Source organism: Dyadobacter sp. HNCC25DJ187 (genome assembly GCF_056895255.1).
In genome coordinates, this window is record NZ_JBXHAT010000002.1 from 296,395 (window position 1) to 309,081 (window position 12,687).

Sequence of the window (12,687 nt, forward strand, 5' to 3'; positions counted from 1 at the left end):
CCCGATGAAATTCATCGGGATTGTGAAGATTGCTTTGAATAATCTCAAAAAGTCACCTGTACTGTTTTTGGGATATTGTTACGAAGTAAAACAGCTTGGACTTTTTGACCTTTTTCGTGATTTCCCAAAATTTCCATGTAGTCATAAATGGTTCCGATTTCTTTACCGGCCAGTTTCAGAATAATATCACCGGTTAATATACCTGCAGCCTCAGCAGGTCGACCTTTTGAAACCCCGTCAATTTTTAAACCTTTTCCCTGAAAGCTGTAATCAGGCATTACACCTAAGGTAACTTTGAAATTAGACGTCGTCCTGGCAGTATGCGGATTGCCTGCTTCCACAAATTCTGGTTTTTCTTTTTCCTGATCCAATTGGCCGATAACTCCTGCAATAAGTTTCAATATTTTGGCTTCGCCCGTAAAATTAATCTTGTCAGCATCGTCAGAAATTTTGTGATAGTCACCATGTGAGCCTGTAAAAAACTGCAGTACCGGAATATTCTTCAGATAAAAAGATGTGTGATCCGAGGCGCCAACTCCGGAGGAGTCAACCGTATACCGGATTTTGCTTTGCTCAGCTAATGAAGGCACTATTTTACCCCAGACAGGGCTGGTGCCCCAACCTGATACAATAATTCCCTTGGCTTCATCCAACCTCCCGATCATATCCATATTGATCATGGCAGAAACAGTATTAAGCGTAATTGTCGGTGATTCAGTAAAATACTTCGACCCCAGTAAACCGAGCTCTTCCCCTGAAAATGCCATAAAAAGAATATTGTGCTTTTCGTTTTTGCCATTGCCAGCAAAGTGTCCGGCCAGTTCGATCAGGCCGGTTGTACCGGATGCATTGTCATCAGCTCCGTTATGAATCTTGTTTTTACTGTCGGGAGATAATGAGCCGCTCTGATAACCTTTCCCCAAATGATCATAATGTGCTCCCACTACGATCGTCTGCGCTGATCCGTTGTCAAGAAATCCAATTACGTTGCGTCCTGTGACCGTATGTGCATGGCCATCAACAGAATAGGTGACCTGAAAAGGTTGAAAGAATGAATTATCCTTGCCAGCGGGTTTTAAGCCAGCTTTTTTGAACTGTTCAGCTATATAGTTCGCCGCTTTGATTTCACCAAGACTACCCGTTCCGCGCCCTTCGAGATCGTCAGAGGCCAGAAACTCAATATGCTTTCTAATCTGGTCCGCTTTAAACTCCTGAGCGCGAGACTTCACGCTTATGCATAACGCAAGAGCTGCTAATGCAAATAATTTCATCTGTAATTTTTTAGTCTTGCTTTTCAAATTGGAGAAGTTTAAAGCTTCTCCTGGATTTCAGTCAGGAATTTTCGTACACGCAACAGACGCTGTATCAGCAATTGGGAATCCTCTTTTCTACGTAACTGCTCACGTGCCCCTTTGATCGTTCTCCCCTGCTTGTCTTTCTGGTGCATGATCTTTCTGATCACCTCAATATCACGCTCCGTATATCGGCGTCGGTTACGACTATCGCGCTTAGGATTAAGCTGAGGAAACTTTTTTTCCCAAAACCTGAGTGCTGATGGTTCACAGCCAACCATCTCGGCTACTTCGTTTGTGTCGTAATATAATTTTTCGTTGGCTTCCATAAGGTCTGAATTGAGAACAAAAATAGCAGAGCTAACTTATTAATTAATAATAATTCTAAATAATTTCTTTCATCCAATAATATTTCCCGGTTCAATAACATAAAATTAGCTTCATAAGATTCAGGAAGTATTAGGATAGAAGGCAAGTAATTTTTGACACTAAAAGTAAAGCAGGGGTTCGCATCAATTTCCCGATGCCAACTCCTGCTTTACTTGTGGTAATGTATGACTAAGCCTTGTTTTCGGAGAGGGACTTAATTTTCCCGAGCACTTTATCAACGAATTCGGAATATTGGGCCTGCACTTTATCTGCTTCCTTCAACGAACTGAAATCACCTACATCAATTGTCAGCCTGGTTTGATCTTTGGTCTGGCTTAACTCATAAGAGATAGTCACATTAGACTCCGATGGCGCCAGATCCCACTTATTCGAAAACAGCGACTGTACTATTAGTTCATGAGGGATCATTTCGATAACTACGAGCCGTGAGGATCCTGCCCAGTCAATTTCCCGACCTACTTCGAGATAATAATCCTGAAAGTCTTCTGGTAAGGCATCCCACTGTCTGATAAACTTCGGAGCAATTAACACTTCCCATACCTTACTAACGGGCGCTGCAATGGTTATAGCCTTGTGTACATTAAGTCTTTTCATCAGTGTTAAAATTTTTAAGAGCAGTAAAGCGAACGGTTATACCTACACTTATTTGAAAATACAGTGCCAGCTTTCTGTATACAAAAGTTTAGAGGTTAAATACACCTGAAATTTCAAACATCTCATCTTTACTTTATATATATTTACCAGACTTACTAACTTCTGTATCAATGGATCAACGCATCATTAATCTCTTTGACGAATATACGCACAAACCATTGTCGAGAGACATTTTTCTGAAAAAACTAACCAAACTTGCAGGAAGTACGGGAGCTGCCCTGGCACTACTTCCTCTATTGGAGGTTAGCTATGCGAAAGCTGCAACAATATCAGAACAGGATGAGGATATTATTGCCGAAGACATTACCTATCCCGTAGAGGACCGTACCATGAAGGGCTACCTTGTCCGCCCCAAAGGAACAAAAAAGAGGGGTTGTGTACTTGTGATTCATGAAAACCGGGGCCTTAATCCTCATACCAAAGATGTAGCACGAAGAGTTGCGAAGGCTGGCTACACTGCTCTTGCTGCTGATGCACTTGGACCATTTGGTGGTACCCCCGAAAACGAAGATGAAGCCCGGGCATTATTTGCCAAAATTGAACCTGCTCAAAACCTGAACAATTTTTTGAGTGGCCTGGCTTACCTGCGTTCTCTTCCGGAAAGTAATGGTAAAACAGCTGTCGTAGGATTCTGCTGGGGAGGGGCACTTTCGAATCAGCTTGCTGTACATGATCCAAAGCTGAATGCTGCGGTGGCTTATTATGGCCGCCAGCCTGAGAAAACCGATGTTTCTAAAATCAAAGCATCAGTACAGCTACATTACGGAGGGCTGGATGAGCGGATTAACGCCGGAATTCCTGACTACGAAAATGCACTAAAATCAGCGGCTGTAAAGTATGAAATCTTTGTGTATGAGGGTGCTCAACATGCATTTCTCAACGACAGCGCTCCTACAAGATACAATCCTGAAGCAGCTAAGCTGGCCTGGGACAGGACACTGAATTTTTTCGAAAAGAATATTTCGTAACATTAATAAAATGGCCTGCGAGTTCAAAAACCTGCAGGCCATGCTTCATATTAATGTAATACGGGTTGTGCTTCCGAATTGCTTGTCTCTAACTTTTCATTCACTCTCTTAGATAGCGAGCGGAAAAAGGTATACATTACTACTCCGGTCACTACGCCTACTACTACGATCTTTTTCATAAGTCTTCAATTTATATGTTTGTCATTGATTTCATGCTAAATATCCACCATCAAAAATAATACCAGATTAAAGGGTGGGATTAAACGAACTGATCACACCCGACATTCTGGTACGGTTTTTAAACAGTCACTACCAAACAAACACTATGAGAGAATGGACGTGGTTATTTTTTTTGAAGCTATCGGCAATCTGCTTTTTGCAGCAATATTATTTACGGCGGTCGTCATGGCCACGTGTCTCTTTATATTTACGCAACTTATGAAGCAGCTAGGTGAAAAGTTGGCAGTTATGTACCTATCAAACCATAAATTGCTGATGAGACGAATTAATTACAAAATTCACACTTTCAGGAAATTAGCTTCTGACGCAATAAAAATTCGAGCTGATTATTCGCATCAATAAGTTTGCTGATCAATTCCTTATTCTCTTCTCTTAGCCTGAAAATCTCGTAGGCATTTTTGATAATGATCTTCAATTGCTGTTCGTCCCATGGCTTATTCAGGTAATAATAAATGTGTCCCTTATTTACTGCATCAATTACCGCGTTGATGTCCGTGTAACCCGTAAGCAAAATTCTGATTGGATCTGTGTGTTTTTTCAACACTTCAATCAGAAAATCTACACCAGTCATTTCCGGCATACGCTGATCTGTGATAATGACATGTACGAGGTTATTCTCCAATAGGGCAAGCCCTTCCTGACCTGAAGTAGCAAGCAACACCTTGAAATCTCTGCGAAATGCTGCTTTGAATGAATTGAGATTATTTATTTCGTCATCAACATACAGGATGCTGATTTTTTCTGACTGTTCCATGGGTAATTTCTTAGTCTTTCTAGTATAACCAATTAAGCCGGGTAAATATAGCTTTCTTTTCAGAAACGTTGATGTGGTGCAAAAGTACTACATCAACTGTAAAACTATATTATATTCCCACTTCATGGTAAACAACTAATGGTAAACTGATAAATATTTTGTTCCTTGTAATCTGAAGTATACATTTACGAAAAGTGTTCATCGATCAGCATGCCTCCAGTTGCAGATACGATTGGAATTTCAACTTGCACACACCGGAAAAATATTAGTAAACTGCTGGTATTTTACCATTCAAAGTAAGATAACTGCTATACCTGATGCAAATGTTGTTCAGAAACATTACCATTTCGGGTCAGGAATTATAATTTTTGAGAAATGTACCAAAAAGAAGAATTTGACAAAATATTTTCGCCTGTTGTCCTGAATAATGCCTCCGATACAGTTAGTATTGAAATTGAACTGCTGAAAGAAAGAAATCCGGGTTTATCAGTAATCGATTTATTTTCGTCTCAGAAAAAAGAATTATTCAAAATCCAACATCCGCGTGCTCGATTCTCAGAAGAAGAACTGCAGAAAATGTACGACGAATGGCTGGCTGATCAAAACTCATTTCTGCTTGGCACCTGGTTTTTCTATCCATGGAATAACAAGATCATTCATCTATTAGAGCGGGATGAATTCATAAGGTTAAGAACCAGCAGAAATCACTATAAAATATCTCCGGAAGAACAGGCAGAGCTTTCTGAAAAAAAAATAGGTATTATCGGGTTATCAGTAGGACATGCCGTGGCTGTGAGCATTGCTACAGAGCGAATTTGTAGTAAGTTGAAACTTGCAGACTTCGACACCGTAGAGCTCAGCAATCTGAACCGTTTGAAAACAGGACTCCACAATATTGGCCTAAACAAATGCATTGTGACGGCAAGGGAGATTTCTGAAATTGATCCATTCATAGATATAGAATGCTTTACGGAGGGAATAACCGAACAGAATCTCTCGGATTTCCTGACCGGAGGCGGCAAACTGGACATCCTCATTGATGAGTGTGATGATGTTGAAATTAAACTGACCAGCCGCCAGCTTGCACGCCAGAACCATATTCCTGTGGTAATGGAAACCAGCGACCGAGGTATGTTGGATGTGGAGAGATTTGATCTGGATTTTAACCGCCCTATCTTTCATGGATTACTGAATGGAATACCAGTTGAAAAGCTAAGACATATACAGCCTCAGGAACGCCTGGGACTTGTAATGAAAATTGTCGAGCCTAACAAAGGCTCTGTACGGGGAAGGGCATCTTTGCTTGAAGTAGGTCAGTCGATCTCAACCTGGCCGCAACTGGCTAGTGCAGTGACACTTGGAGGAGGTGTAGTGACAGACGTATGCCGAAGAATTTTGCTGAACCAGTTTACCGATTCGGGCAGATACTATGTGGATCTAGAAGAAATTATTTCAAATCGGCAAACCGATAAACAATCGCTGAGTTTCAGAAAGACTATTCTACCATTCCTTCATGAAAATGCGATTCGTATATGTGATTCGTTACCGACGGTTACTGGCAGTAATGTACCTTCATTAAAGGAAATAGAACAACTTGTTGAAGCAGCCAGCGCAGCTCCTTCCTATGGAAATGACCAACCCTGGAAATGGGTTTTCAGAAATGGAAAACTACATCTGTTTCACGATCCTTCCCGATCCTTTGCATTTGCTAATGTAAACAACCTATCAGCATATCTGAGTCTTGGAGCCGCTTATGAAAACCTGACTTTAAAAGGGCGGGCATTGGGATTGGCTCTATCTACTCATACATTCCCTTTGGGAGCGGATTCTGAACTAGTAGCTGTGATATCTTTTCACCAGCCAGAAGACCTTATCGGCGAGCCGGTTGCATTTCCTGAACTTTCTGAATTCATACATTCCAGAGATACCAATCGGTCGTTCGGCAACGCTCAGCCTTTAACACAGCATGATGTAGAAACTTTACAGGCGACGTTAGAGGATACAGATAAGCTCGGACTGTCAATCCTCAACGACCGGGAGCAACTTGTTCAGATAGGTTCATTGGCAGGAGAGTGTGATCTTATTTCGATGTTACATGAACATGGACATCACGATTTTTTTGAGCGTAATATCCGGTGGACATCCACTGACTATACCTCGACGTACGATGGCGTTCCGTTACAGCCAGCCACTACCCCACCTGCAATACTTGCCACCCTTTCGGTATTACGGGATCAAAAAGTGGCTGCTGCCTTACGTAAGGTAGGAGGTGGTAATGTCGTGGTCCAGACAACGACCCAATCTGTGCTGACTGCCGCGTGTGCAGGTGTGTTATGGGTCCGCGAACCATCTGTGGAAAGCTTCTTTCTTGCAGGAAGAAATATGCAGAGACTCTGGCTACGATCCACACAAATAGGTTACACACTACAGCCGGTCTTTTCCCCGGTATCGCTGTTTTTGCGATTGGAGTCAGGAACTGACCTTGACCAGGCTGAAAAAGAGAAGTTGACTAATCTTAGGGAGATTTTTAGAAGTATTACTAAATTAGACGGCGGCAAGAGAGAAGTGTTTTTATTTAAATTATCAAAAACTGAAAAGCAGGTAATTCCTACAAAACGGCTCCCGTTAAGTGAAATTTTATTCCTGTAAAAAGAAAATATCTAATGGTCGCAAAAATCAGAGCTTACAAATCTCCTGATGACATTGAAACCAGCCTGAGATATATTGAGGGACACAGGAAAGTGCTGGAATCTTATGGAGTAAAAAAGGTAACCTCTGCAAATCATAACTGGCTTTATGATGAACAAACTTATGTGGTTATAGTAGAGTCAGAAGACGGGGATAGAATATTCGGAGGAACCAGAGTTCAAATACGCTCCAAGGATCTGAAAATGCCGATGGAGGATGCAATTTCCAAAATTGATACAAACATATACGATTATATGGACAACTATCAAAATAAAACGTTGGCAGAATTCTGTGGTTTGTTCAATTCGAAGGAAGTAGCAGGATTTGGGATAGGAAGTATATTTCTGGGCAGAATTGCTATTGCCATTGCCGCCAATCTGGGGGTTGATCACATGATGGGTCTTTGTTCGCCTGCTACCTTGCGTAACAGTTTACGGGTAGGTTTTGAAATACTACGGGATCTGGGCAATAATGGTACATTCTATTATCCGCGAGAAAGTCTGATCGCAACGGCGCTGATCATTAAAGATGTAGTAAATTTACCTAATGCAACAACGGAGGAAAGAGACCGCATTCTTGATTTACGGAACAACCCGAACCAATTTGCAGTAGAAAAGGGTCCAAAGGGAGAACTGGATATTATTTATGATACAAAGATTTAGGCATTTACTGAGACAAAACTTCTTTCTTCTTCTACTGCTGTGCGTATCTTCTCTATCGTATGCAGATCAGATTGAGTTTAGAGGTCAGGACATCCTGATAGGCAAGTCTTTAGAAATTGCTGAAGATCCTACTAATAAAATTACTTTTGATCAGGTCAGCCAGCTTCAGTTTTCAAAGAGTAAAGAAGCTTCTCCTAACTTCGGATTTAGTAATTCAACCTGGTGGGTCCGGTTCACTGTACGAAACAATACCAAATCTAAAAACCTGTATCTGGAACTGGGATATCCAATGATACATGATATAGAAATCTACGATGCGAATGAGCCCGGTCATTCGCAAAAAATTGCCAAATCTGACTCGTTCGACAAGCGAATCAACCGATATCAGAATCCCGCTTTTATTATATCCATTCCTGTTGGAGAAAGTACCACATATTATCTTAAAATCAGAGAAAATACTCAAATTTTTCTACCGTTATTTCTAAGAAGTCAGAGTGGATTTCTTTCGACTGTTTTAACCGGAGAGATTCTGATGGGAATTTACATCGGAATTCTTCTCGTAATGCTCTTTTACAACCTATTCCTGTACTTTTCAATCAAGGAAAACAGTTACCTTTTTTACGTACTTTATATTCTCTTTATCGGACTTACGCAGATGGCCCTGACAGGCTATGGCTTCAAGCTCTTATGGTCGGATTATCCAGGTTTTAATACTTTTTCGCCCACATTTTTTTCCGCCATTTCCGGATTGTTTGCGGTACTATTTTTTCAGAACTTCCTGTCCACAAATACTAACACACCAGTACTTCACCAAGGTTTATATCTTGTGCTGGCGGGGTATTTCCTGTCGGTCATTTTTAAGATAGCCGGGAACGAGTCTGTGAGTTTCGCGCTTACAAATTTATCAGGCATAGCATCCATCGTATTGGCCCTGACGATATCGGCCATTATACTCAAAAACGGGTATCGCCCTGCTTTGTACTTCCTGGTGGCATGGTCAGTGTTTTTTTTGGGACTGGCCCTATTTGTGCTCCGAAATGTGAACATTTTGCCTTATAATACCTTTACCAATTATACGATGCAGGCTGGGACCGCTATTGAGGTTATCTTACTCTCTTTTGCCCTTGCCGACAGAATCAATATCCTTAAACGGGAGAAAGAATTATCTCAGGAGCAAGCACTTCTGGTATCTAAGGAGAACGAAAAGATCATCAAAGAACAGAACGTCGTTCTCGAACAGAATGTAAAGGAAAGGACTAAAGAACTCCTTCGGGCAAATACAGAATTGATCGATACACTTAACCGGCTGAAAGATACACAGACTCAATTGATTGAGTCAGAAAAAATGGCATCTCTCGGTCAGTTAACAGCAGGTATCGCCCACGAAATTAATAACCCTATTAACTTCGTGAGTTCCAACATCCGTCCGCTGAGAAGGGATATTGGAGAGTTGGTGATGATCCTTGATGCTTATGAAAAAATGTTACCGCCCGGAACAAATACCGTCACAGAACAGCAACTGAAAGAAATTGAAGATTTAAAAGAAGAACTCGACCCCGACTATCTGAAAACTGAGCTTAATACGCTGATGAAAGGAATTGAAGACGGGGCACACCGAACAGTTGAGATTGTGAAAGGGTTGAAACTGTTTGCACGTGTGGACGATACTGATCTGAATATGGTCAACATCAATGAAGGAATTGAATCAACGTTGATTATTCTTAATTATCAGATCGGAACAAAATTAAAGATAGTGGTTGATCTTGATAATATTCCAAACGTGGAAGGCTTCGGAGGCAAGCTTAATCAGGTTTTTATGAATATTATCACCAACTCCGTTCACGTTTTACAGAAAGATTCCACCCATCCAGATCCAACGATTTGGGTAAAAACCTGGATGAGCAGTCCGGATCATGTGACAATTTCTATCAGGGATAACGGCTCTGGAATGAGTCCGGAAGTGAAGGCTAAAATATTTGAACCTTTCTTTACAACCAAACCAGTAGGAGAAGGTACGGGTTTGGGTCTTTCTATTGTATTTAAGATTATTGAAGTTCATAACGGTACAATAAATGTCAATACCGCACCGGGGGAAGGAACAGAATTTGTCATCACCCTGCCCATTTTAAAGAAAAAGAACCCTATCCTGACGATCAATGACTGAGAAACCAATTAGAATACTCTATATAGACGACGAAGAACATAACCTTCAATCGTTTAAAGCCAGCTTTAGAAAACAGTGGGACATCACTACAACGCTCTCTGTAATTGAGGCTGAAGCGCTTTTACAGGAGAAAAATTTCAACATCATACTTGCAGATCAGCGTATGCCGATCATGACTGGTGTACAATTTTTCGAAAAAATCAGAGACCAATATCCTAATATCATCAGGATTTTAATCACTGGTCATACCGATATTGGTGCGGCCATTGATGCGATTAACAAAGGCGAGGTTTTCCGTTTTATAGATAAACCATGGGATTACGTGTATGTCGAAAACGCAATCACACATGCATTTGATATCTACAAAACCAGAGAAGATCTCAAACAGAGAAATATTGAGCTTCAGAAAGCGAACGAAGAGCTTGATAAATTTGTGTATAGTGCATCTCACGACCTGCGTGCTCCTCTGATGTCTGTGCTGGGTATTGTCAATCTGGCGCTCATGGAAGAAGATCTTAAATCTCAGAATGAGTATCTTGAACTGATTCGTAAGTCTGTGAAAAAGCTGGATACATTTATCATCAATGTCATAGATTATTACAAAAATGCGCGTGGGGTTGCTGTGATTACCGACATCAATTTCGATGAGTTAATTACAGAAGTACAGGCGACAATACAATATCTTCCCGAATTCGGTAATCTTAGGATTACCTCAGAAATTACCGAAAATGGTATCTTCAGATCTGATGTGATGAAGCTCAGGATCATATTCAGTAATCTGATTAATAATTCAGTAAAGTTTCAGGATCCTTCTAAATCTGATCCCTATATACATATCAAAGTAGAATCAACGACTGACTATGCCAGGATAATCATACAGGATAATGGCATGGGCATACGGGAAATAGATCAGGACAAGATATTTAAGATGTTTTACAGGGCTGGTGCTACAAACAGTGGCTCCGGAATCGGGCTTTATATTGTTCATGAAGCGATTACAAAACTGGAAGGATCTATAGATATTTCTTCAAATTACGGCGAAGGCAGTATTTTTGAGATACGTATCCCTTCTATAAATAAATAGTCGCTATGAATCATCTTTTAGACGTCATACTTATAGATGATAGTGCCTTTGACTTATTTATATACGAAAAGTTGCTGCACAAGAGCGGACTGACTCGTTCGATCAAAACCTTCAATTCGGCCAGAGAAGCGCTTCAGTATCTGATAGCGGAAGAGCAAAGTCTACCTGATACTTTAATATTGCTCGATCTTCAGATGCCCGATATGAATGGTTTTGAATTTGTGGACAGTTATGACAACGTATCAGAACGGCTGAAAAGCAAAGTCAGGATTTACATGCTGTCTTCCACAATAGACTCCCGCGACATAGACCGAGCTAAATCTAACCCCAATATAATAGATTTGCTTCCCAAACCACTTGATATTCCTTTTTTGAAAGCAAAGCTTTCGATTGGAACATGATCAAAGAGATCCATTCTGCACAACTCTCAGGAATACTGAGAATTGAAATTGGAGGACTCCCCACATTGTTTATAAATAGTACAATTGATCGCTTTATATCTCTTGGGATACTTGCGTGTACGAACCCACTTCTATAACATTTCCTACACAAAAGATAATTTTGCAAAGCATTTCCTTTTCAGAAGGAAGGCAGGTATGATATTGAGAATACTTCTATCCTTGAAACCAATAACTTATTTTCAATGAAAACGGATAACAAAACCCTTGATGAAATTATTAAATTGCATAGTGAGTATGTTAGAGAAATTGATCACAGCGGAATTAAGCCTCTCTCTGCAAACATTTACAAGAACAACTCCTACAACTTCGTAAGATGGATAAGAGACGAGTTCTCTCCAGGCAGCTCAAAGTCAAAAAGAAAAGAAGCATAATTAAAAATCATCCTGAGAGTAATGACTAATAGCCGGTGACTTTTGTTATTTTTGACGACCAATTGAATGTTTTAAATATCAATCACAGGCCATTATGATTTTCGCAGTATTAAATTTTTTGAAAGGACGCTTTTCGAAAGAGGCAATAGACGAGGTTAAGTCCAATCAAAATAAAATTTCCCGCCAGGAAGCGCTGCAGCAGTTCAGAAACCTTGCTTCCAGGCGGGATAAAAAGAGTTGATTAACAACCTTGCCCATAATACGCGTCTTTCCCGTGTTTTCGAAAGTAGTGCTTATCAATCAGACTTTGCTTGATGGAGGGCGTATCAGCACTGATCTGAAGGGTAAGGAATGCCATCTTTGCAATCTCTTCTAAGACTATAGCGTTATACACGGCTTTGGCAGGATCTTTACCCCAGGTAAATGGTCCGTGACATGCTACCAGAACCATTTCTACTTCCTGTGCACTTAGATTTTCCTTTTTAAAAAGATCCAGGATCTGATGACCCGTTTCCATTTCATAATCTCGTTGGATCATCTCATCGGACATGACTGCGGTTACAGGTACCGGCTGAGTCAGGTGATCAGCATGCGTTGTTCCTAAATTAGGAATCGACTTCATCGCCTGTGACCACGCCACTGCATAAGTGGAATGCGTATGGCATACGCCTCCTATTTCCGGAAAACTCTTATATAGCAAAGTATGCGTTTTAGTATCAGAAGATGGTCGCATATTCCCTTCCACCAACTGATTATCCAAATCGACCACGACTATATCTTCTGCTTTGAGACGATGATAAGGTACCCCACTTGGTTTGATAGCTACCACACCAAGCTGCCTGTCAATACCACTCACATTGCCAAAAGTGACGATCGCAAGCTGCTCCTTAGGTATTTCCATATTAGCCTCATATACCATTTCCTTTAAATATCTGAATTGCGACATCATGATAATAGTT

General features: G+C 40.7%; 14 protein-coding genes. 8 read left to right on the forward strand and 6 right to left on the reverse strand.

The window, feature by feature from the left end; all coding sequences use genetic code 11:
• Window positions 1–44: 44 nt before the first annotated feature.
• The 3 genes from AC1XUE_RS12250 to AC1XUE_RS12260 all read right to left on the reverse strand — a co-directional run bounded on the left by AC1XUE_RS12250 (window position 45) and on the right by AC1XUE_RS12260 (window position 2,276).
• Window positions 45–1,271: a M20/M25/M40 family metallo-hydrolase gene (locus tag AC1XUE_RS12250; RefSeq protein ID WP_483356264.1), complete on the reverse strand. Its 1,227-nt coding sequence runs from the start codon at window positions 1,269–1,271 to the stop codon at window positions 45–47.
• Between the two features lie 38 nt (window positions 1,272–1,309).
• A complete protein-coding gene (locus AC1XUE_RS12255; RefSeq protein WP_115830069.1) occupies window positions 1,310–1,621 on the reverse strand; it encodes a MerR family transcriptional regulator in 312 nt (103 codons plus the stop codon).
• Window positions 1,622–1,850: 229 nt separating this feature from the next.
• Complete coding sequence (locus AC1XUE_RS12260) at window positions 1,851–2,276, reverse strand: SRPBCC family protein (RefSeq protein WP_483356265.1); 426 nt, start codon at window positions 2,274–2,276, stop codon at window positions 1,851–1,853.
• 170 nt (window positions 2,277–2,446) lie between these two features.
• Between AC1XUE_RS12260 and AC1XUE_RS12265 the strand changes: the two genes are divergently transcribed.
• Window positions 2,447–3,304 (forward strand): dienelactone hydrolase family protein, encoded by an 858-nt coding sequence (locus AC1XUE_RS12265; RefSeq protein WP_483356266.1) that lies wholly within the window; start codon window positions 2,447–2,449, stop codon window positions 3,302–3,304.
• A gap of 50 nt (window positions 3,305–3,354) precedes the next feature.
• Here the strand turns inward: AC1XUE_RS12265 and AC1XUE_RS12270 are convergent, their stop codons facing one another.
• Together AC1XUE_RS12270 and AC1XUE_RS12275 are read right to left on the reverse strand one after the other, a co-directional pair.
• The gene (locus AC1XUE_RS12270; protein WP_483356267.1) at window positions 3,355–3,483 is read right to left on the reverse strand and encodes a hypothetical protein; all 129 of its coding nucleotides are present in this window, start codon (window positions 3,481–3,483) and stop codon (window positions 3,355–3,357) included.
• Between the two features lie 347 nt (window positions 3,484–3,830).
• Window positions 3,831–4,298, reverse strand: coding sequence for a response regulator (locus tag AC1XUE_RS12275; RefSeq protein ID WP_483356268.1), 468 nt, complete (start codon window positions 4,296–4,298; stop codon window positions 3,831–3,833).
• A 375-nt stretch (window positions 4,299–4,673) separates the two neighbouring features.
• Between AC1XUE_RS12275 and AC1XUE_RS12280 the strand changes: the two genes are divergently transcribed.
• From AC1XUE_RS12280 to AC1XUE_RS12310, 7 genes are all read left to right on the forward strand, one after another.
• A complete protein-coding gene (locus AC1XUE_RS12280; protein ID WP_483356269.1) occupies window positions 4,674–6,947 on the forward strand; it encodes an Rv1355c family protein in 2,274 nt (757 codons plus the stop codon).
• 14 nt (window positions 6,948–6,961) lie between these two features.
• On the forward strand, window positions 6,962–7,648 hold the full coding sequence (locus AC1XUE_RS12285; protein WP_483356270.1) for a hypothetical protein: 687 nt from the start codon (window positions 6,962–6,964) through the stop codon (window positions 7,646–7,648).
• Window positions 7,632–9,812: a sensor histidine kinase gene (locus AC1XUE_RS12290; RefSeq protein ID WP_483356271.1), complete on the forward strand. Its 2,181-nt coding sequence runs from the start codon at window positions 7,632–7,634 to the stop codon at window positions 9,810–9,812. Before AC1XUE_RS12285 ends, AC1XUE_RS12290 begins: the two co-directional genes overlap by 17 nt.
• Entirely contained in the window at window positions 9,805–10,896 is a 1,092-nt protein-coding gene (locus AC1XUE_RS12295; protein ID WP_483356272.1) for a sensor histidine kinase, read from the forward strand. Before AC1XUE_RS12290 ends, AC1XUE_RS12295 begins: the two co-directional genes overlap by 8 nt.
• A gap of 5 nt (window positions 10,897–10,901) precedes the next feature.
• Window positions 10,902–11,297 (forward strand): response regulator, encoded by a 396-nt coding sequence (locus AC1XUE_RS12300; RefSeq protein ID WP_483356273.1) that lies wholly within the window; start codon window positions 10,902–10,904, stop codon window positions 11,295–11,297.
• Between the two features lie 242 nt (window positions 11,298–11,539).
• Entirely contained in the window at window positions 11,540–11,728 is a 189-nt protein-coding gene (locus AC1XUE_RS12305) for a hypothetical protein (protein ID WP_483356274.1), read from the forward strand.
• A gap of 94 nt (window positions 11,729–11,822) precedes the next feature.
• A complete protein-coding gene (locus AC1XUE_RS12310; RefSeq protein WP_483356275.1) occupies window positions 11,823–11,969 on the forward strand; it encodes a hypothetical protein in 147 nt (48 codons plus the stop codon).
• Here AC1XUE_RS12310 and AC1XUE_RS12315 read toward each other — a convergent pair whose 3' ends face one another.
• Window positions 11,970–12,674 carry an L-ribulose-5-phosphate 4-epimerase gene (locus tag AC1XUE_RS12315; RefSeq protein ID WP_483357988.1) on the reverse strand — a complete coding sequence of 235 codons (705 nt, stop codon included), beginning with the start codon at window positions 12,672–12,674 and terminating at the stop codon, window positions 11,970–11,972. It abuts the gene before it with no gap.
• Between the last annotated feature and the right edge of the window lie 13 nt (window positions 12,675–12,687).

Coding starts and splice junctions, on each gene's coding strand:
- AC1XUE_RS12250 (WP_483356264.1), bottom strand. CDS start 1,271: ATGAAATTATTTGCATTAGCAGCTCTTGCGTTATGCATAAGCGTGAAG.
- AC1XUE_RS12255 (WP_115830069.1), bottom strand. CDS start 1,621: ATGGAAGCCAACGAAAAATTATATTACGACACAAACGAAGTAGCCGAG.
- AC1XUE_RS12260 (WP_483356265.1), bottom strand. CDS start 2,276: ATGAAAAGACTTAATGTACACAAGGCTATAACCATTGCAGCGCCCGTT.
- AC1XUE_RS12265 (WP_483356266.1), top strand. CDS start 2,447: ATGGATCAACGCATCATTAATCTCTTTGACGAATATACGCACAAACCA.
- AC1XUE_RS12270 (WP_483356267.1), bottom strand. CDS start 3,483: ATGAAAAAGATCGTAGTAGTAGGCGTAGTGACCGGAGTAGTAATGTAT.
- AC1XUE_RS12275 (WP_483356268.1), bottom strand. CDS start 4,298: ATGGAACAGTCAGAAAAAATCAGCATCCTGTATGTTGATGACGAAATA.
- AC1XUE_RS12280 (WP_483356269.1), top strand. CDS start 4,674: ATGTACCAAAAAGAAGAATTTGACAAAATATTTTCGCCTGTTGTCCTG.
- AC1XUE_RS12285 (WP_483356270.1), top strand. CDS start 6,962: ATGGTCGCAAAAATCAGAGCTTACAAATCTCCTGATGACATTGAAACC.
- AC1XUE_RS12290 (WP_483356271.1), top strand. CDS start 7,632: ATGATACAAAGATTTAGGCATTTACTGAGACAAAACTTCTTTCTTCTT.
- AC1XUE_RS12295 (WP_483356272.1), top strand. CDS start 9,805: ATGACTGAGAAACCAATTAGAATACTCTATATAGACGACGAAGAACAT.
- AC1XUE_RS12300 (WP_483356273.1), top strand. CDS start 10,902: ATGAATCATCTTTTAGACGTCATACTTATAGATGATAGTGCCTTTGAC.
- AC1XUE_RS12305 (WP_483356274.1), top strand. CDS start 11,540: ATGAAAACGGATAACAAAACCCTTGATGAAATTATTAAATTGCATAGT.
- AC1XUE_RS12310 (WP_483356275.1), top strand. CDS start 11,823: ATGATTTTCGCAGTATTAAATTTTTTGAAAGGACGCTTTTCGAAAGAG.
- AC1XUE_RS12315 (WP_483357988.1), bottom strand. CDS start 12,674: ATGTCGCAATTCAGATATTTAAAGGAAATGGTATATGAGGCTAATATG.